The sequence below is a fragment of the Acidovorax sp. 59 genome, assembly GCF_002754175.1.
Taxonomy (GTDB): domain Bacteria; phylum Pseudomonadota; class Gammaproteobacteria; order Burkholderiales; family Burkholderiaceae_C; genus Acidovorax; species Acidovorax delafieldii.
The window spans coordinates 812,883-830,288 of record NZ_PEET01000001.1 but is presented as its reverse complement, the minus strand read 5'-3'; the positions used below and the strand labels follow the sequence as shown (position 1 = coordinate 830,288).

General features: G+C 66.9%; 14 protein-coding genes. 8 read left to right on the top strand and 6 right to left on the bottom strand.

Annotated features, from left to right (window positions below; translation table 11 throughout):
- The first annotated feature begins 5 nt into the window (after positions 1-5).
- A complete protein-coding gene (locus tag CLU87_RS03775; protein WP_056060924.1) occupies positions 6-1,043 on the top strand; it encodes a DUF58 domain-containing protein in 1,038 nt (345 codons plus the stop codon).
- A 67-nt stretch (positions 1,044-1,110) separates the two neighbouring features.
- The gene (locus CLU87_RS03770; RefSeq protein WP_056060921.1) at positions 1,111-2,157 is read left to right on the top strand and encodes a VWA domain-containing protein; all 1,047 of its coding nucleotides are present in this window, start codon (positions 1,111-1,113) and stop codon (positions 2,155-2,157) included.
- An 849-nt stretch (positions 2,158-3,006) separates the two neighbouring features.
- Here CLU87_RS03770 and lolD read toward each other — a convergent pair.
- Both lolD and CLU87_RS03760 read right to left on the bottom strand, forming a co-directional pair.
- A complete protein-coding gene (gene lolD / locus CLU87_RS03765; RefSeq protein ID WP_099729574.1) occupies positions 3,007-3,708 on the bottom strand; it encodes a lipoprotein-releasing ABC transporter ATP-binding protein LolD in 702 nt (233 codons plus the stop codon).
- A complete protein-coding gene (locus CLU87_RS03760) occupies positions 3,701-4,954 on the bottom strand; it encodes a lipoprotein-releasing ABC transporter permease subunit (protein ID WP_099729573.1) in 1,254 nt (417 codons plus the stop codon). Before CLU87_RS03760 ends, lolD begins: the two co-directional genes overlap by 8 nt.
- An 80-nt stretch (positions 4,955-5,034) precedes the next feature.
- Here CLU87_RS03760 and CLU87_RS03755 point away from each other — a divergent pair, with 80 nt between their 5' ends.
- Together CLU87_RS03755 and recJ are read left to right on the top strand one after the other, a co-directional pair.
- On the top strand, positions 5,035-5,988 hold the full coding sequence (locus CLU87_RS03755; protein WP_099732026.1) for a phosphoglycerate mutase: 954 nt from the start codon (positions 5,035-5,037) through the stop codon (positions 5,986-5,988).
- Entirely contained in the window at positions 5,985-7,709 is a 1,725-nt protein-coding gene (recJ, locus tag CLU87_RS03750) for a single-stranded-DNA-specific exonuclease RecJ (RefSeq protein WP_099729572.1), read from the top strand. Before CLU87_RS03755 ends, recJ begins: the two co-directional genes overlap by 4 nt.
- Positions 7,710-7,720: 11 nt before the next feature.
- On the opposite strand, the gene CLU87_RS03745 is transcribed toward recJ, so the two are convergent.
- The 3 genes from CLU87_RS03745 to CLU87_RS03735 form a co-directional block, all read right to left on the bottom strand.
- Entirely contained in the window at positions 7,721-7,945 is a 225-nt protein-coding gene (locus tag CLU87_RS03745) for a 4-oxalocrotonate tautomerase family protein (protein ID WP_099729571.1), read from the bottom strand.
- A 128-nt stretch (positions 7,946-8,073) separates the two neighbouring features.
- Complete coding sequence (locus tag CLU87_RS03740; RefSeq protein ID WP_099729570.1) at positions 8,074-9,846, bottom strand: methyl-accepting chemotaxis protein; 1,773 nt, start codon at positions 9,844-9,846, stop codon at positions 8,074-8,076.
- A 323-nt stretch (positions 9,847-10,169) separates the two neighbouring features.
- The gene (locus CLU87_RS03735; protein ID WP_099729569.1) at positions 10,170-11,954 is read right to left on the bottom strand and encodes a methyl-accepting chemotaxis protein; all 1,785 of its coding nucleotides are present in this window, start codon (positions 11,952-11,954) and stop codon (positions 10,170-10,172) included.
- Positions 11,955-12,137: 183 nt separating this feature from the next.
- Here CLU87_RS03735 and CLU87_RS03730 point away from each other — a divergent pair, with 183 nt between their 5' ends.
- Together CLU87_RS03730 and CLU87_RS03725 are read left to right on the top strand one after the other, a co-directional pair.
- Entirely contained in the window at positions 12,138-12,995 is an 858-nt protein-coding gene (locus CLU87_RS03730) for a 3',5'-nucleoside bisphosphate phosphatase (RefSeq protein WP_056060904.1), read from the top strand.
- A 97-nt stretch (positions 12,996-13,092) separates the two neighbouring features.
- Positions 13,093-13,728 carry an L-threonylcarbamoyladenylate synthase gene (locus CLU87_RS03725; RefSeq protein ID WP_099729568.1) on the top strand — a complete coding sequence of 212 codons (636 nt, stop codon included), beginning with the start codon at positions 13,093-13,095 and terminating at the stop codon, positions 13,726-13,728.
- A 142-nt stretch (positions 13,729-13,870) separates the two neighbouring features.
- Here CLU87_RS03725 and CLU87_RS03720 read toward each other — a convergent pair whose 3' ends face one another.
- The gene (locus CLU87_RS03720; RefSeq protein ID WP_099729567.1) at positions 13,871-15,019 is read right to left on the bottom strand and encodes a methyl-accepting chemotaxis protein; all 1,149 of its coding nucleotides are present in this window, start codon (positions 15,017-15,019) and stop codon (positions 13,871-13,873) included.
- A 245-nt stretch (positions 15,020-15,264) separates the two neighbouring features.
- Between CLU87_RS03720 and CLU87_RS03715 the strand changes: the two genes are divergently transcribed.
- Both CLU87_RS03715 and CLU87_RS03710 read left to right on the top strand, forming a co-directional pair.
- Positions 15,265-15,933 (top strand): site-2 protease family protein, encoded by a 669-nt coding sequence (locus tag CLU87_RS03715; RefSeq protein ID WP_099729566.1) that lies wholly within the window; start codon positions 15,265-15,267, stop codon positions 15,931-15,933.
- Between the two features lie 63 nt (positions 15,934-15,996).
- Complete coding sequence (locus CLU87_RS03710; protein WP_099729565.1) at positions 15,997-17,298, top strand: tryptophan--tRNA ligase; 1,302 nt, start codon at positions 15,997-15,999, stop codon at positions 17,296-17,298.
- Positions 17,299-17,406: the final 108 nt, after the last annotated feature.

Here is a 17,406-nt window from a genome sequence, read left to right as displayed (position 1 = left end):
TCGCCATGAACAGCAAGCCGCCTGCAACCTCCGCCACGGTGCACACCCTGCCCACATTGCCCGGGCAGGCCGACCGGCTGCTGCGCGAGCTGGAGTGGAAGGTGATCCGCCGCCTGGACGGCCTGCTGCAGGGCGACTACCGCACGCTGATGCGCGGCAGCGGCCTGGACCTGACCGACCTGCGCGAATACCAGCCGCACGACGACGTACGCCACATCGACTGGAACGTGACCGCGCGGCTGAACACCCCCCATGTGCGCGTGTTCACCGAAGACCGCGAAATGTCGGCCTGGTTCCTGCTGGACCTGAGCCCGTCCATCAGCTTCGGCCCCACAGGCCACGCCAAGCGCGACATCCTGACCGGCTTTGTGGCCGTGCTTTCGCGCCTGCTTACCCGCCACGGCAACCGTGTGGGCGCCGTGCTCTACGGCGGTGCCAGTCCGAAGGCCGAACGCGCAGTGGATGCCGTACTGCCCCCGCGCAGCAGCCGCGCCCATGTGCTGCACCTGGTGCACAAACTGCTGCCGTCCAAAACCCCGGTGCCACCGCACAAGACGGGTGGCGGCGCCACCGAACTGCACCGGCTGCTGCAGACCGGCCTGGCCACGCTCAAGCGCCGGTCCACCGTATTTGTGGTGTCCGACTTCATCAGCGCGCCCGGCTGGGAAAAGCCCCTGGCCCAACTGGCCCAGCGGCATGACGTGGTGGCCGTGCGCCTGCTCGACCCGCTGGAGCTGGAGCTGCCCGACGTGGGCCTGGTCACGCTGCGCGATGCCGAAAGCGGCGAGCAACTGCAGGTGGACACACACGACGCGGGCTTTCGCCGCCGCTTTGCCCAGTTGGCCGCCGACCGCGAGGCGGCGCTGCGCGAGGGCCTGACCCGCGCGGGCGCCGACACGCTGGAGCTGTGCACCGACGACGATCTGGTCGACGCCCTGCTGCGCTTCATGGACCTGCGCCAGCGCCGGGTGCGGGCGCACAGCAACCCCCTCGTCCCCGCATCGGCATCCGCAGGCCCTGCCGCAACGGCTGCCGCCGCCTGACCGATCAATGGATTGATTCATTAATCACCCGCCGCACACGCTGTACTCGCCACCAAGGACACACACCATGGTTTTTCTCTGGCCCACCCTGCTCTGGCTGCTGCTGGCTGTGCCCCTCTTGGTACTGCTGTACTGGTGGCTGCTGCACCGGCGCAAGAAAACAGCGCTGACCTACTCCAGCCTGTCCCTGGTGCGCGAGGCCATGGGCCCGGGCCAGCACCTGCGCCGCCACATCCCACCCGCGCTGTTCCTGCTGGCCCTGGTGGCGCTGCTGCTGGCCGCTGCGCGCCCGCTGGCCGTCATCACCCTGCCCTCGCAGGACCAGACCATCATGCTGGCCATGGACGTGTCGGGCAGCATGCGCGCCGCCGACGTGGAGCCCGACCGCATCACCGCCGCCCAGAACGCCGCCAAGGCCTTCATTGCCGACCTGCCGCGCCATGTGCGCGTGGGCATCGTGGCCTTTGCGGGCAGCGCCCAGTTGGCCCAGCTGCCCACCCAGAGCCGTGAAGACCTGGTGAAAGCCATCGACAGCTTCCAGCTGCAGCGCGGCACGGCCACGGGCAACGGCATCATGCTGTCGCTGGCCACCATCTTTCCCGATGCGGGCATCGACATCGCCGCCCTGGGCGGCCGCCAGGCCATGCGCCCGAAGCCCATCGAAGAGCTGGGCAAGCAACAGGACCCCGCCAAGACCTTCACGCCCGTGGCCCCAGGCTCGTACAACTCGGCCGCCATCATCATGCTGACGGACGGTCAGCGCACCACAGGCGTGGACCCACTGGAAGCCGCCAAGTGGGCGGCCGACCGGGGGGTGCGGGTGTACACGGTGGGGGTGGGCACGGTGCAGGGCGAGACCATTGGCTTTGAGGGCTGGTCGATGCGGGTACGGCTGGACGAAGAAACCCTGAAGGCCGTGGCTGCGCGGACCAATGCCGAATACTTTCATGCGGCGACGGCGGCAGACTTGAAGAAGGTGTACGAGACGCTGAGCTCGCGGCTGACGGTGGAGAAGAAGGAGACTGAGATTTCTTCTTTGCTGGCGTTGTTGGGGGCGGTGCTGGCGTTGGTGGCGGCGGGGTTGTCGGTGTGGTGGTATGGGCGGGTGATGTGATATTTTTGGGTGATTTTGGCTGGATGTGCTAGTGGGATATGGGCTGGTAGCTATTGATCTTGTAGCGTTTGGTTGCGTGCGCTGACTGAGTCGCATGCCTTTGTTAAGGTCGGAGGCCGGGAGTCGCCCGGCAGGCGAGTAACTTTCTCTTGTCTCGCCAAAAGAAAGTCACCAAAGAGAAAGCGACCCCACTGTCTGCGTCCCCGGCGCTGCGCGCCGGGGCAACCTGCGGTGCTCGGGTTTGGCGGGGTCTCGCTCAACTCGCGCCGCTGCGCGTCGCTCAGACACACGCGAGCCCTGATCCACCAAACCCTGCGCTCCTCGGCGCATCCAAAGGGGCACCGGGGTACAGAACAGCCACACGGGCCTTTGCTGCGCTCGGCCCCATCTCGCGGGCGCAAGCGCCACGCGCTGCGCAGCCTGGGCCGAGCGCAGCAATGGCCCGAATGGATGTCCGGCTGTTTGGATGTTCGGCTGTCCCCCCCTGCTGGCTGCGCCTGCGGCGGGGCGGTTGCGGGGTGAGCATGGGCGTCGGAGCGCCCATGCCTCGTGCACTGGCTCGCCGTGGATGTCTGAACGAAGCTGCAACGCAGCGCAGTGAGTTCCACGGCGCAACCCGCAACCGCCCCGCCGCAGGTGTGCCCCGGAGCGAAGCGCCGGGGTCGCAGACTGGGGGTCGCCTTTTCTTTGGTGACTTTCTTTTGGCGAAGCAAAAGAAAGTTACTCGCACGCCGGGCGACTCCCGGCCTCCGCCCTTAACAAAGGCATGCGGCCCAATCAGCAACCACAAGAAAACGCTACGAAATCAATAGCTACCACCGCATATTCCACTATCGCATCCAGCCAAAATCACCCCAAAACCCCAGACACCAGCCTCACCACCCGGTCACACCGGGCCGCCAGCGACTCATCGTGCGTCACCATCACAAACGCCGTGCCCTGATCACGCGCCAACTGCAGCATCAAGTCGAAAACGCCGTCAGCCGTACTCCGGTCCAGATTACCCGTAGGCTCGTCCGCCAGCACGCAAGCAGGCCGCGTCACCAAGGCCCGCGCAATAGCCACCCGCTGACGCTCACCGCCCGACAGCTCGGCCGGCCGGTGCATCAGCCGCTCCTTCAAACCGACTGACGCCAGAACCCGCTCCGCCTCCGCATGGCACTGGGCCAACGGCAGGCGGCGGATGCGCAGCGGCATGGCCACGTTGTCCAGCGCACTGAACTCCGGCAGCAGGTGGTGGAACTGGTAGATAAACCCCAGGTGCTGGTTGCGCAGCTGCCCCTGGCGCTCCGCCGACAGCGACGACATCTCTTCGCCCTTCAGGCGCACCGTGCCCGCCGTGGGTGCATCCAGCCCGCCCAGCAGGTGCAGCAAGGTGCTCTTGCCCGAGCCCGAGGCGCCCACGATCGCCAGCGTTTCGCCTGCATGGATCTGCAGGTCCACGCCCTTGAGCACGGTCACATCCAGGCGGCCTTCGGTAAAGCGTTTGGTCAGGCCCTTGGCTTCCAGCACCACCGGGTGGCTGTTGGTATGGGGGGTGGGGTTACTCATAACGCAGCGCCTCGGCAGGGTTCACACGGCTGGCGCGCCAGCTGGGGTACAGGGTGGCCACAAAGGCCAGCACCAGCGAGATGACCGCAATGGGCACGATGTCGCTGCTCTGCGGCTCGCTGGGCATCTTGCTGATGAGGTAGATGTCCTTGGGCAAAAAGCTCGCGTTCAGCGCGCGCTCGATGGCCGGCACGATCACGTCGATGTTGAACGCGATGCCAAGGCCCAGCAGCAGGCCGATCAGCGTGCCGATCACGCCCACCATCGCGCCCTGCACCACAAAGATGCCCATGATGCTTTTGGGGCTGGCGCCCAGCGTGCGCAGGATGGCGATGTCGGCGCGCTTGTCGGTCACCGTCATCACCAGCGTGGAGACCAGGTTGAACGCGGCCACGGCCACGATGAGCGTGAGGATGATGAACATCATGCGTTTTTCCAGCTGCACCGCAGCGAACCAGGTGCGGTTTTGCTGCGTCCAGTCGCGGATCAGCAGCTGGCCGCTCAGGGACTGCGCCAGTTGCTGCGCCACCTCGCGGGCCTGGTGCAGGTCCTTGAGCTTGAGGCGTACACCCGTGGGGCCTTCCAGGCGGAAGATGCGCTGCGCGTCCTCATGGTGCAGCAGCACCAGGGCCGAGTCGTATTCGTAGTGGCCGGAGTCAAACGTGCCGGCCACCGTCATCTGCTTGAGGCGCGGCACCACACCAGCCGGCGTCACCTGGCCGGCGGGCGCAATCAGCGTCACCGGGTCGCCCACCCGCACGCCCAGGGCACGGGCCAGCTCGCCCCCCAGCACCACGCGGAACTCGCCGGGCACCAGCAGGTTCAGCGTTTTCTCATTGGTGGCGGCCAGGTCGGTCACCGCGCCCTCCAGGGCCGGGTCAATGCCGCGCACCAGCGCCCCCTTCATGTCTTCGCCACGCGCCAGCAGGGCCTGGGCCGCCACAAAAGGTGCAGCCCCGATCACATTCGGGTTCTTCTTGGCCTCGGCCAGGGTGAGCGCCGGGTCGGGCAATGCGGCCCCCAGGGGCGCAAAGATCTCGATGTGCGAGACCACGCTGAGCATGCGGTCGCGCACGTCTTTCTGAAAGCCGTTCATCACCGACAACACGATGATCAGCGCCGCCACCCCCAGCGCAATGCCCAGCATGGACACGCCCGAGATGAACGAGATGAAGCCATTGCGCCGCGTGGCGCGGCCCGCGCGCGTGTAGCGCCAGCCCAGGGCCAGTTCGTAGGGAATTTGCATGGATTAGGAAAGAAGGACCTGTACGGTGCGGAATGCACGCTACGGGCCGGGCCGATTGTGGCATCCCGGACAATACGCCCATGTCGGACACCACCCATTTGCTCATTCCCTACGCCGCCAGCGCCTTACCGGGATGCCAGCAAGCCCAACAGGGCCTGGCCCTGCCCCACCTGGACCGGCTGCTGGCCCGGCTCAGCCCCCATCCCGCCCGGAGCGACAGCGGCGAAGAAACCAGCTTCTCCGCCCCCCATGAACGTGCCCTGGCCCGCGCCCTGGGCCTGCCTGCTCAGGACGGCCGCATCCCCTGGGCCGCCTGGCACCGCCACCAGCAAGGCCTGACGACCCACGGCGAGGCCTGGGCCTTCGTCACCCCCTGCCAGTGGCAGGTCAGCACCGACCACGTCACGCTGCGCGACCCAGCGCAACTGGGCCTGGATGAAGCCGCATCCCGCGCGCTGCTGGCCATCGTGGCGCCCTGGTTTGCCGAGGACGGCATCACCCTGCACTACGACCAGCCCACGCGCTGGCTGGCCAGCGGGCCGCTGTTTGCCGACCTGGCCACCGCGTCGCTGGAGCGTGTGCTGCTGCGCGATGTGCGCGCCTGGATGCCCGATGCGAAACAAGCCCGCACGCTGCACCGCCTGCACAGCGAGATGCAGATGCTGCTGTACACCCACGCCTTCAACGACGAGCGCTCAGCGCGCGGGCTGCCCGTCGTCAACTCGTTCTGGGTGCACGGCACGGGCGCACTGGCTGGCCCACCGCGTGGCACTGTGCCACCCCACATGCCCACCACCCTGCGGGACGCCGCCTTGCACGACGACTGGCGCACCTGGGCCAGCGCCTGGGCCGCGCTGGACGCAGGCCCCGTGGCCGACCTGCTGCGCCGGGCCGAAAGCGGCACGCCCGTGCAACTGACCCTGTGCGGCGAACGCAATGCGCTGGGCTTTCACTCCGCTCCACGCAGCCTCGCACAGCGGATTCAAGGTCTTTTTCGCCCCATGCGCTGGTCGAATATGCTGGTGCAGCTATGAAAATAATAGCAAGAGACATTCCGCCCCGCGCCGCCTGGGCGCTGGAGCAGGCCGGCGTGCACCCGCTGCTGGCGCGCCTGTATGCCGCGCGCGGTGTGCGTGCCAAAGACGAGCTGGACGACGGCCTGGGCCGATTGCTGCCGCCCAGCGGTGAAAAAGGCCTCAAAGGCATCGACACCGCCGCCCGCCTGCTGGCCGACGCCATGGCGCAGAACCAGCGCCTCGTCATCGTGGCCGACTACGACTGCGACGGCGCCACCGCCTGCGCCGTGGGCGTGCGCGGGCTACGGCTGCTGGGCGCTCAACAGGTGGATTACCTCGTGCCGGACCGCGTGACGGACGGTTATGGCCTCACCGCATCCATCGCCCGCCGCGTGGCCGAGCGTGGGGCCGATGTGCTGATCACCGTGGACAACGGCATCGCCAGCGTGGAGGGCGTGGCCGAGGCCAAGGCCCTGGGCCTCACGGTCGTCGTCACCGACCACCACCTGCCCGGCCCCGAACTGCCCGCGGCCGACGCCATCGTCAACCCCAATCAGCCCGGCTGCACCTTCGAGAGCAAATCCATGGCCGGTGTGGGCGTGATGTTCTACGTGCTGCTGGCCCTGCGCGCCGAGCTGCGTGCGCGTGGCGTGTTCGACGCCGCCACGCAACCCAAGCTCGACCCCTTGCTCACCCTGGTGGCGCTGGGCACCGTGGCCGACGTGGTCAAGCTGGATGCCAACAACCGCCGTCTGGTCGCGCAAGGCCTCAAACGCATCCGCGCGGGGCAGATGCCCGCTGGCATCGCCGCCCTGTTCCACGCCGCTGGCCGCAAGGCGCCCGTGGCCACCACCTTCGATTTCGGCTTTGCTTTAGGCCCACGCATCAACGCTGCGGGCCGTCTGGCCGACATGACGCTGGGCATCGAATGCCTGCTGACCGACGACGCAGGCCGCGCTGCTGAACTGGCCGCCACGCTCGATGGCATCAACCGCGAGCGCCGCGACATCGAAAGCGGCATGCGCGAACAGGCCATGCTGATGGCCGAGAGCCTGTTTGACGAGAGCGAGGAGCCCCCGCCCGCCATCAGCGTGTTCGACCCCGACTTTCACGAAGGCGTGGTCGGCATCGTGGCCAGCCGCATCAAGGACAAGCTGCACCGCCCCACGTTCGTGTTTGCAGCCAGCAGCGCGCCGGGCAAAGAGCACGAACTCAAAGGCTCGGGCCGCTCCATCCCCGGCTTTCACCTGCGCGACGCGCTGGACCTTGTGGCCAAACGCCACCCGGGCGTGATCCTCAAGTTCGGCGGCCACGCCATGGCGGCGGGCTGCACCGTGGCGGAGGAATCGTTCGACGTGTTCGAGCAGGCCTTTGCCCAGGTGGCGCAGGAATGGCTGGACGCCGCCACCCTCACCCGCCGCATCGAAACCGACGGCCCGCTGGCCCCCGAATACTGCCGCGCCGACATCGTGGACACGCTGCACCGCGAGGTCTGGGGCCAGGGCTTTGCGCCCCCCACCTTCAGCGAAGAGGTGCAGATCGTGAGCCAGCGCCTGGTGGGCGAGGCCAAGAACCACCTGTCGCTCAAGCTCATCCACCAGGGCAACCCCGTGGATGCCATCTGGTTCGGCCACACCGAGCAGTTGCCTGCCCGGGTGCTGCTGGCCTTCCGCCTGGATGTGAACGAGTGGAAGGGCGAGCGCAAGGTGCAGTTTCTGGTCGAAGGCGCGCAGGTGTAGCGCGCCACCGCTCAAGCCTGCGTCGGCCCCTTGCTTCGCTGGCGGATCACGGTCACCGGCTCACCGCCCTGCCCCCAGTTCTCGGGGTCTATCTCGTCGATGATGACGGTGACACTTTCCGGCCGCTTGTCCAGCACCTGCTGCATGAGCTGGGTCACGCCCGCAATCAGGGCGGCTTTCTGGGCTGCGGTAGTCGGCAGGTCGCGGCGCGCAAGGCGGATGTTGACCAGGGGCATCGGAGAATCCTTTCAAGGTGCACCAAAACAAAAGGCAGCTCACGCTGCCTTGCTGTCAAATCGGCCGGAATACCGACCACAAAAAATAGCCGCCAGCGCTTGATGGTCATGCGCTAGCCGCTATCGATTTAGAAGCTCTCCCAATCGTCATCGCCACCCTGCGCCGCTGCCTTGGCTGCTGGGGCGGGGGCGGGTGCCTTGGCCGCAGGCAGGCGCGCCGGGGCAGGCGCAGGGGCCTTCGGGGTGGCGGAAGACGCCACGCGGGGCGCGCTGGCCGTTGCCTTGGCCACGGCGGGCCGTGGCGCAGGCGCCGGTACTGCAGCGCGGGGTGCCGCTGCCGGCGCCCGGGTGGCCACCGCTCCCACGTTGAATACCGACACCACCTGCGCCAGGTGCTGTGCCTGGTCACGCATCGAGGCGGCTGCCGCCGTGGACTCTTCCACCAGCGCCGCGTTCTGTTGCGTCATCTGATCGAGGTGTGTGACGGCCTGGTTGACCTGCGCGATGCCGTCGCGCTGTTCTGTCGAGGAGGCCGTGATCTCGCCTATGAGGTCGCTCACCCGCTGTACGCTGGCAACGATCTCTTGCATGCTTTGCCCTGCCTGCGCCACCTGGGCCGAGCCCGATTCCACGTTCTCCACGCTGGCGCTGATCAGGGTCTTGATCTCTTTGGCCGCCTCGGCGCTGCGCTGCGCCAGGCTGCGCACTTCGCTGGCTACCACCGCAAACCCACGGCCTTGCTCGCCGGCACGGGCGGCTTCCACCGCTGCGTTCAGCGCCAGGATGTTGGTCTGGAAGGCGATGCCGTCGATGGTGCCAATGATGTCGCTGATCTTGCGGCTGCTGTCGGTGATCTGCTGCATGCTGGTGACCACCTGGCCCACCACTTCGCCGCCCCGCGCTGCAGCCTGGGCTGCCGTGCCGGCGAGCTGGTTGGCCTGGCGGGCCGTGTCGGCCGACTGGCTCACGGTGGCCGTGAGCTGTTCCATGCTGGCTGCCGTCTCTTCCAGGTTGGAGGCCGTCTGCTCGGTGCGCGCCGACAGGTCGTGGTTGCCGTTGGCAATCTCCACCGACGCCGACGAGACCGAGTCCACCCCCTGGCGCACTTCGCTCACCACACCGCGCAGCCGTGCCGACATGGCCGACAGCGAACGCAGCATGTGGCCAAACTCGTCCTTGCGGGTGGATTGCAGCTCGCGCGTCAGATCGCCTGCTGCAATGGCATCGATGGTCTCGACCGCTTCGTTCAGCGGCAGGGTGATGGAGCGCACCAGCTTCCAGGCCAGGAACAGGCCCGCCGCCATCAGCACCATGGAGCTGATGATGCCGGTGATGGCGTATTCGATGCGGCGCTGGGTGGCTTCGGCACGGATCACGTCGCGGCGCTTTTCGAGCGTGGCCACAAACTCATCCTGCGCCTTGAGGTACTTGGTGACCAGGGGGGCAAACTCGTCGTCCGCATAGCGTTGGGTGGCGACGGCATCGCCTGCGCCCTTGAGCTCCCAGGTCTTGGCGGTGGCCGCCAGCACGGCCTTGCGCGCCTCCAGCACCTTGTCGAGCGAGGCTTTCTCCTCGGGCGCGGTGGCTGAGGCCACGATGCCTTCCTGCACCTTGTTGATGTTGCCAATGATCTCCTTGACCTTGGCGCCGTATTGCTCGGCCAGCACCGAATCAGTGGTCACCGCGCCGCCCATGACCATGGTGACAGCCGTTTCGGTGGCGCCCCGCCAGCGCACAGCAGCCGAGATGCGGGCCTCGATCTCGACCACGGCGTCCATGGCTGCTGACATCGAAGAGTTGCCCCGGTTCTGCGCAAACGCAGACAGCAGCAACATGGCAATCATGAGCCCCAGAAAGGCGCCCCACAGCTTGCGGGAGACGCGTATATTGTCAAATTGCATGGTTGGTTTTTCCTCGTGGATCGGTGATGTCTCCATGGTCTGCGCATGGCGTGCAAGACACATTCGATTACATCAACAACAGGCCATAGCCTACGCCAGCCCAAGGCACCGGCGGACTCATGCCCCACCGGGAAAAACCCGCATCCAAAATCCGCCAGGAATGCGCGAACGAAGACAGATCGAACAGGCGCTAGAACCCATGGCCTGACGGGGCCAGACCGGTACACAAGTCCCAGCCCGCCACACCCAAGCCTCTGGTCCCAGTATTGCTGGCCCTGACAGGCCCACGCCCCTGAGCCTTCAGGGCACGCAAGGGCCAGGAATCAGAAGCTTTCCCAGTCGTCGTCCCCGCCCTTGGCCACAGCCTTGGGTGCAGGGGCTGCCGACTGTGTGACTGCGGGTGCAACTGGCGGCGCCAGCCGCGACGGGGACTTGGGCGCGCTGGCGGCAGCCTTACTGGCGGTGGCAGGCTTGTTGCCCAGTGGGGCCTTGGCCACGGCGGGCCGTGGCGCAGGCGCCGGTGCGGCAGCGCGGGGTGCCGCTGTCGGCGCCCGGGTGGCCACCGCGCCCACGTTGAACACCGACACCACCTGCGCCAGGTGCTGTGCCTGGTCACGCATCGAGGCAGCTGCCGCCGTGGACTCTTCCACCAGCGCCGCGTTCTGTTGCGTCATCTGATCGAGGTGTGTGACGGCCTGGTTGACCTGCGCGATGCCGTCGCGCTGTTCTGTCGAGGAGGCCGTGATCTCGCCTATGAGGTCGCTCACCCGCTGTACGCTGGCAACGATCTCTTGCATGCTTTGCCCTGCCTGCGCCACCTGGGCCGAGCCCGATTCCACGTTCTCCACGCTGGCGCTGATCAGGGTCTTGATCTCTTTGGCCGCCTCGGCGCTGCGCTGCGCCAGGCTGCGCACTTCGCTGGCCACCACCGCAAACCCACGGCCTTGCTCGCCGGCCCGGGCGGCTTCCACCGCTGCGTTCAGCGCCAGGATGTTGGTCTGGAAGGCGATGCCGTCGATGGTGCCGATGATGTCGCTGATCTTGCGGCTGCTGTCGGTGATCTGCTGCATGCTGGTGACCACCTGGCCCACCACTTCGCCGCCCCGCGCTGCAGCCTGGGCCGCCGTGCCGGCGAGCTGGTTGGCCTGGCGAGCCGTGTCGGCCGACTGGCTCACGGTGGCCGTGAGCTGTTCCATGCTGGCTGCCGTCTCTTCCAGGTTGGAGGCCGTCTGCTCGGTGCGCGCCGACAGGTCGTGGTTGCCGTTGGCAATCTCCACCGACGCCGACGAGACCGAGTCCACCCCCTGGCGCACTTCGCTCACCACACCACGCAGCCGTGACGACATGGCCGACAGCGCCCGGGTGAGCACGCCCAGTTCATCCTTGCGGTCATCTTGAATGTCTTGGGTGAGGTCCCCGGCCGAAATGGCTTCGGCCAGCACCACGGCCCGATCCAGCGGCCGCGTGATGGAGCGCACCAGCAGGGCCGCCAGCAGCATGCCCAGGGCCACCACCGCGATGGCTGCGGCAGCCCCGATCAGCACCAGGTTGCCGCGCGTGGCACGTGCGGCCTGCACCGCATCGTCACGCTGGCGCTCCTGCACCGCCACGAACTTGTCGATCGACTCCAGATAAGCCAACACCTTGGGCCGGTAAACCTTGTCCACATAGGCCTGCTTGGCGGCGGCATCGCCCGCATCGGTCAGCTCCTTGAGCTTGTCGGTCTGGCCCCGGACATCGGCACGCGCAGCGGCCACCGCGGCCAATGCCGCCTTGTCCTCGGGGGACACCGCCGCCTTGTTGATCTTTTCCTGCACCGGAGTGATGCGTGCGGTGAGTGCAGCCACCCGGGTATCAAAATCAGCCTTGAGCGCCTGGTCGGTGGTCACAAACCCGGCCATCGACATGGTGACCGCCACTTCCGCCAGGCCACGCCAGTTGACCGCCGTGGTGATGGCGGACTCGTATTTGTTGACGGACTCTTCGGTCGCAGCAGTGACCTGCCGCCCATACCACTGGGTCCAGACGGCGGCCACCAGCATCAGCGCCAGCAGACCCAGAATCACGCTCCACATCTTGTGGGCGACGCGCAGGTCATTGAATTTCATGGTTGCTCCTGATGCTCTGCAAAAACCCCGAGGTTCCGCGTTGTTGTATCTTGCCCAAGGAAAACCACCACACTGCCGACATTCAACCCGGCTGAACACCCGCCAGCCAGGCGAAATGTGCATGTAACAAGTGTTAAGGGATTCCGTGGGGCGCGTTATCAGTACAAGCCCTAAAATGAATCGGTGACCTCCATACTCAACGCCGACCTGCACTGCCATTCCGTCGTCTCCGACGGAACCCTGACGCCCGAAGACCTGGCCGCGCGGGCCAAGGCCAACGGGGTGGAGCTGTGGGCGCTGACGGACCATGACGAGATCGGCGGCCAGCACCGTGCGGCCGCAGCCGCCCGCGCCCAAGGCATGGCCTACCTCACCGGCACCGAAATTTCGGTCACCTTTGCCGACACCACCGTCCACATCGTGGGTCTGGGCTTTGACCCTGACGACACCCAGCTGGCCCAGGGCCTGGCCGCCACACGCGGCGGGCGCGGCGAGCGGGCGCAGGAGATGGCGGCCCAGCTGGCCCAGGTCGGCATCAAGGGCGCCTACGAAGGGGCGCTGCAGTTTGTGGGCAACCCGGCACTCATCTCGCGCACCCATTTCGCGCGTTTTCTGGTGGAAACCGGCGTGTGCAAAGACACCTCCGAGGTGTTTCGCAAATTCCTGACCGAAGGCAAACCAGGCTATGTGCCCCACAGGTGGGCCAGCCTGGGGGATGCCGTGCGCTGGATCACACAGGCCGGGGGCATGGCGGTGATCGCCCACCCGGCGCGCTACAAGTTCAGCGCCAATGAAGAATTCGCGCTGTTCTCCGAATTCAAGCAACATGGTGGCCGGGCGGTCGAGGTCGTCACGGGCAGCCACAGCGCGGCCGAGTACGTGACCTACGCCGACATGGCGCAGGAGTTTGGCCTGGCCGCATCGCGTGGCAGCGACTTCCACAGCCCCGACGAGTCGCACACCGACCTGGGCACGCTGCCCCTGCTGCCCGGCGCATTGACCCCCGTGTGGGAACTGCTGTCCGACCGAATTTTGCGATGACCCCGCGCTGCCGCAGCCGCGCCAGCCGCCCTCTGGACGACCTGCCACCAGGCAAGGCACCCACACGCAGCGCCACGCATCACTGAGAACCTGCCCCATGGCCCAGTATTTCGAAGCCCATCCCGACAACCCGCAGCCCCGGCTGCTCAAGCAAGCCGCACTGCTGCTGCAAAAGGGCGGCATCGTGGCCGTGCCCACGGATTCGAGCTACGCGCTGGTCTGCCACCTGGACGACAAGGACGCAGTGGACCGCCTGCGCCGCATCCGCCAGGTGGACGAAAAGCACCACCTCACGCTGCTGTGCCGCGACCTGTCGGAGCTGGCCAACTACGCACGGGTGGACAACCGGCAGTACCGCCTGCTCAAGCTGGGCACGCCAGGCCCGTACACCTTCATCCTCGAAGCCACCAAGGAAGTGCCCCGCCGCGTGAGCCACCCCTCGCGCAAGACCATTGGGCTGCGGGTGCCCGACCGCAAAGGCCTGCAGCTGCTACTGGAGCTGCACGGCACCCCGCTGCTGGCCACCACGTTGATCCCTGCGGGTGAGACCGAGCCCCTGAACGACCCGCAGGAAATCCGCGAGCGCTACGAAAAGCTGGTGGATGCCATCGTCGATGCCGGGGCCTGCCCGCTGGAGCCCACCACGGTGGTGGACCTGACCCCCATGGGCACCGGCGGCGACCCGGTGGTGGTGCGCGAAGGCCGGGGCAGCCTGCAGGCGCTGGGGCTGTAAGAGCCCACTAAAAAAGCCCGCTGAAAGTGCCTGCCGAAGGAGCGGCACCCCGCTCGATACATTCGCCGCCGTGCAGCGCGCTTCGCCCTGCCGCCGGTAACGCACCCTAGAAGGGACAGCCGCGCGGCGGCTTAGAGACTCGTCACAGCTTGAACGCCCCGACCGCCTGCTCCAGGTCGCGGGCCTGCGCCGACAGGGCCGACGCCGTGCTCACCGCATGCTGCACCAGCGAGGCCGTCTCCTGCGTGCTGCCGTCCATGTGCGACACGGCCACGTTGACATGGCTGATGGCTTCGCTCTGCTCGCGCAGGGCGGTGGAGATTTCGCCCAGCAGCGCGCTCACCTGGCCCACGGCGCCGACGATCTCTTCCATGGTCTTGCCCGCCTTGCCCACCTGACCGGCGCCGCTTTCGACCTGTTCGACCGACGCGCTGATCAGTGCCTTGATCTCGCGCGCCGCCACCGCGCTGCGCTGGGCCAGGTTGCGAACCTCGCTGGCCACCACGGCAAAACCCCGGCCCTGTTCGCCGGCACGCGCGGCCTCCACGGCAGCATTGAGCGCCAGGATATTGGTCTGGAAGGCGATGCCCTCGATCACCTGGATGATGTCCACGATCTTGCGCGAGCTGCCGCTGATGGCCTGCATGGTCTGCACCACCTCGCCCACCACCGACCCGCCCTGCTCGGCAATCGCCGACGCCTGCACGGCCAGGCCGCTGGCCGAATGGGCGCGCTCGGCGTTCTGGCGCACGGTGGCTGTCAGCTGCTCCATGCTGGCTGCCGTCTCGGTCAGGGACGACACCTGGTCTTCCGCCCTGCGCGACAGGTCGGTGTTGCCATGGTCAATGTCTGCCGCAGAGGCGGTGATCGAATCGGTGCTTTGCTTGATGCGGGACACCAGGTCGGTCAGCGTGTCCTCCATGGTGCCCAGCGCGCCCAGCAGGCGTCCAAAGTCGCCCTCCAGGTCGGAGTTGAACTCCTGGCTCAGGTCGCCTGACGCCACGGTTTCGGCAATCAGGATGGCCTGGTTGAGCGGCGCCACGATGCTGGCGCGCAGGCTGAGCGTGGCCACCAAAGCCAGCACAAACACCACCACACTGCAACCGATCACCCAGGTGCGCGCACTTTGCAGCTGCGCCAGCGCCGCCTGGGCGGGGGGCGTGGCGCCCTGCAGCGCCTGCTCGGCGCCGCCGATGCCGGACAGTGCCATCACCATCAGCAGCAGCACGACGAGTGCGAGGCCGCCAAACGCCAGCAACAGGCGCGTTCCGATCTTCAAGTTGTTCCACATGGCTTCAATGTCTCCAGGCCTGTTGTATGTCGTTGTGGGAGGGGCCGCCGCGCAGCGCAACGCACCAAGGGGCACAAACTGGCACGGGCTGCGGGCAAGAGGTTGATGCTAGCAACGAACACCCCGCCTGGAGACCCGTCGGCATACGTACAACCCACAATACGCGGTTGCCGCCGGGCGCCTGAACACCCGCCGGGTCACCCTGGCAACGCCGGGGGCAGCGGGGCGTCTGAGACAATCCCGGCGTGGACACCTCCAATCTCATCCAAACCGTTCTGATCTACGCCCTGCCGGTGCTGTTTGCCATCACTGTGCACGAGGCGGCCCATGGCTACGCGGCGCGCCACTTTGGCGACAACACCGCGTACATGATGGGGCGCATCACGCTCAACCCTTTCAAGCACATTGACCCGGTCGGCACCATCCTGATGCCGCTGCTGCTGTACTTTGCGACCTCGGGCGCCTTCCTGTTTGGCTACGCCAAGCCGGTGCCGGTCAACTTCGGCAATCTGCGTAACCCCAAGAAGCACATGGTGTGGGTAGCCCTGGCCGGGCCCGCATCCAACTTCATTCAGGCCATCGCCTGGGCCGTGCTGCTGGTAGTGCTGGTGGGCACGGGGATTGAGGAGCGCTTTTTTCTGGAAATGGCACGCGCGGGGGTCATGGTCAACCTGGTGATGTGGGCCTTCAACCTGTTTCCGCTGCCGCCGCTCGATGGCGGGCGCATCCTGGTGGGCCTGTTGCCCTGGCGGCAGGCGCACATGGTGTCGCGCATCGAGCCCTGGGGCTTTTTCATCGTGATGGGCCTGGTGATCGCCGGGGTGGTGGGCACGCTGTGGCTGCGCCCCCTGATGGCCGTGGGCTACACCGCCATCAACCTGTTGCTCACCCCGTTGACGGCCTTGCTGCGCTGAGCGCAGCACAGCCTGTGAGCCCGCCACTTCCTGTTCATTTGATCTGCTGAGTTTTTGTTTCCCATGAGCACCACCCGTTTTCTCACCGGCATCACCACCACCGGCACCCCCCACCTGGGCAACTTCGTCGGCTCCATCCGCCCGTCGGTGGCGGCCAGCCTCACGCCCGGCGTGCAGAGCTTTTACTTTCTGGCCGACTACCACGCGCTCATCAAGTGCGAAGACCCGGTGCGCATCCAGCGCTCCACGCTGGAGATCGCGGCCAGCTGGCTGGCCGCAGGGCTCAACCCTGAAAAGGTCACCTTCTACCGCCAGTCCGACATCCCCGAGATTCCCGAGCTGACCTGGCTGCTGACCTGCGTGACCGGCAAGGGCGTGCTGAACCGCGCCCACGCCTACAAGGCCAGCGTGGACAAGAACACCGCCGCCGGGCGCGAGCATGACGACGGTGTCACCGCAGGCCTGTTCATGTACCCGGTACTGATGGGCGCGGACATTCTGATGTTCAAGGCCCACAAGGTGCCGGTGGGCCGCGACCAGATCCAGCACATCGAGATGGCCCGCGACATGGCGGCCAGCTTCAACCATCTGTACGGCGAGCACTTCGTGCTGCCCGAGGCGGCCATCGACGACCACGTGGCCACACTGCCCGGGCTGGACGGCCGCAAGATGAGCAAGAGCTACGACAACACAATCCCGCTGTTCAGCTCGCGCGCGCAGCTGCAAAAGCTCATCGGTGGCATCCTGACCGACTCGCGCGCGCCCGGCGAGGCCAAAGAGGTCGAAGGCTCGGCCCTGTTCCAGATCTACCAGGCCTTTGCCACGCCCGAAGAGACCGAGGCCCTGCGCAAGGCCTATGCCGACGGCATTGCCTGGGGCGACGCCAAGCACCTGCTGCTGGAGCGCGTGGACCAGGTGATCGCCCCCATGCGCGCGCAGTACGAAGAACTCATCCACAACCCCGCCCGCATCGAACAGACCCTGCTGGCTGGAGCCGAGCGCGCCCGCGCTCTGGCCACGCCGTTCATCCGCGAACTGCGCAGCGCCGTGGGCCTGCGCAGCCTGGTGCAGGCCAGCACGGCCGCCAAACCGGCCAAGGCCGCCAAGGCCGCACTGCCCGCTTTCAAGCAGTACCGCGAGGCCGACGGCAAGTTCTACTTCAAGCTCGTGGCCGCCGACGGCCGCCTGCTGCTGCAGAGCACGGGATTTGACGCACCCAAGGAGGCCGGCCAGGCCATTGCCCAGTTGCAAAAGGACAGCGCAGCCCTGCAGACCCTGGCCCCGCGTCTGGCGCCGGTGGATGGCGTGAACGCCGCCGAGGTGACGGCCGCCCTGCAGGCGCTGGCCGAAGCCGCCGCTGCATAAGCCCGCGCAACCCACGCACACGGCGCGCCCCGTGCCAAACACACAGCCCGAGCCGCAAGGCTGCGGGCTTTTTTACTCTTTCCAATGTCCAAAAAGCTACGTTTTTGA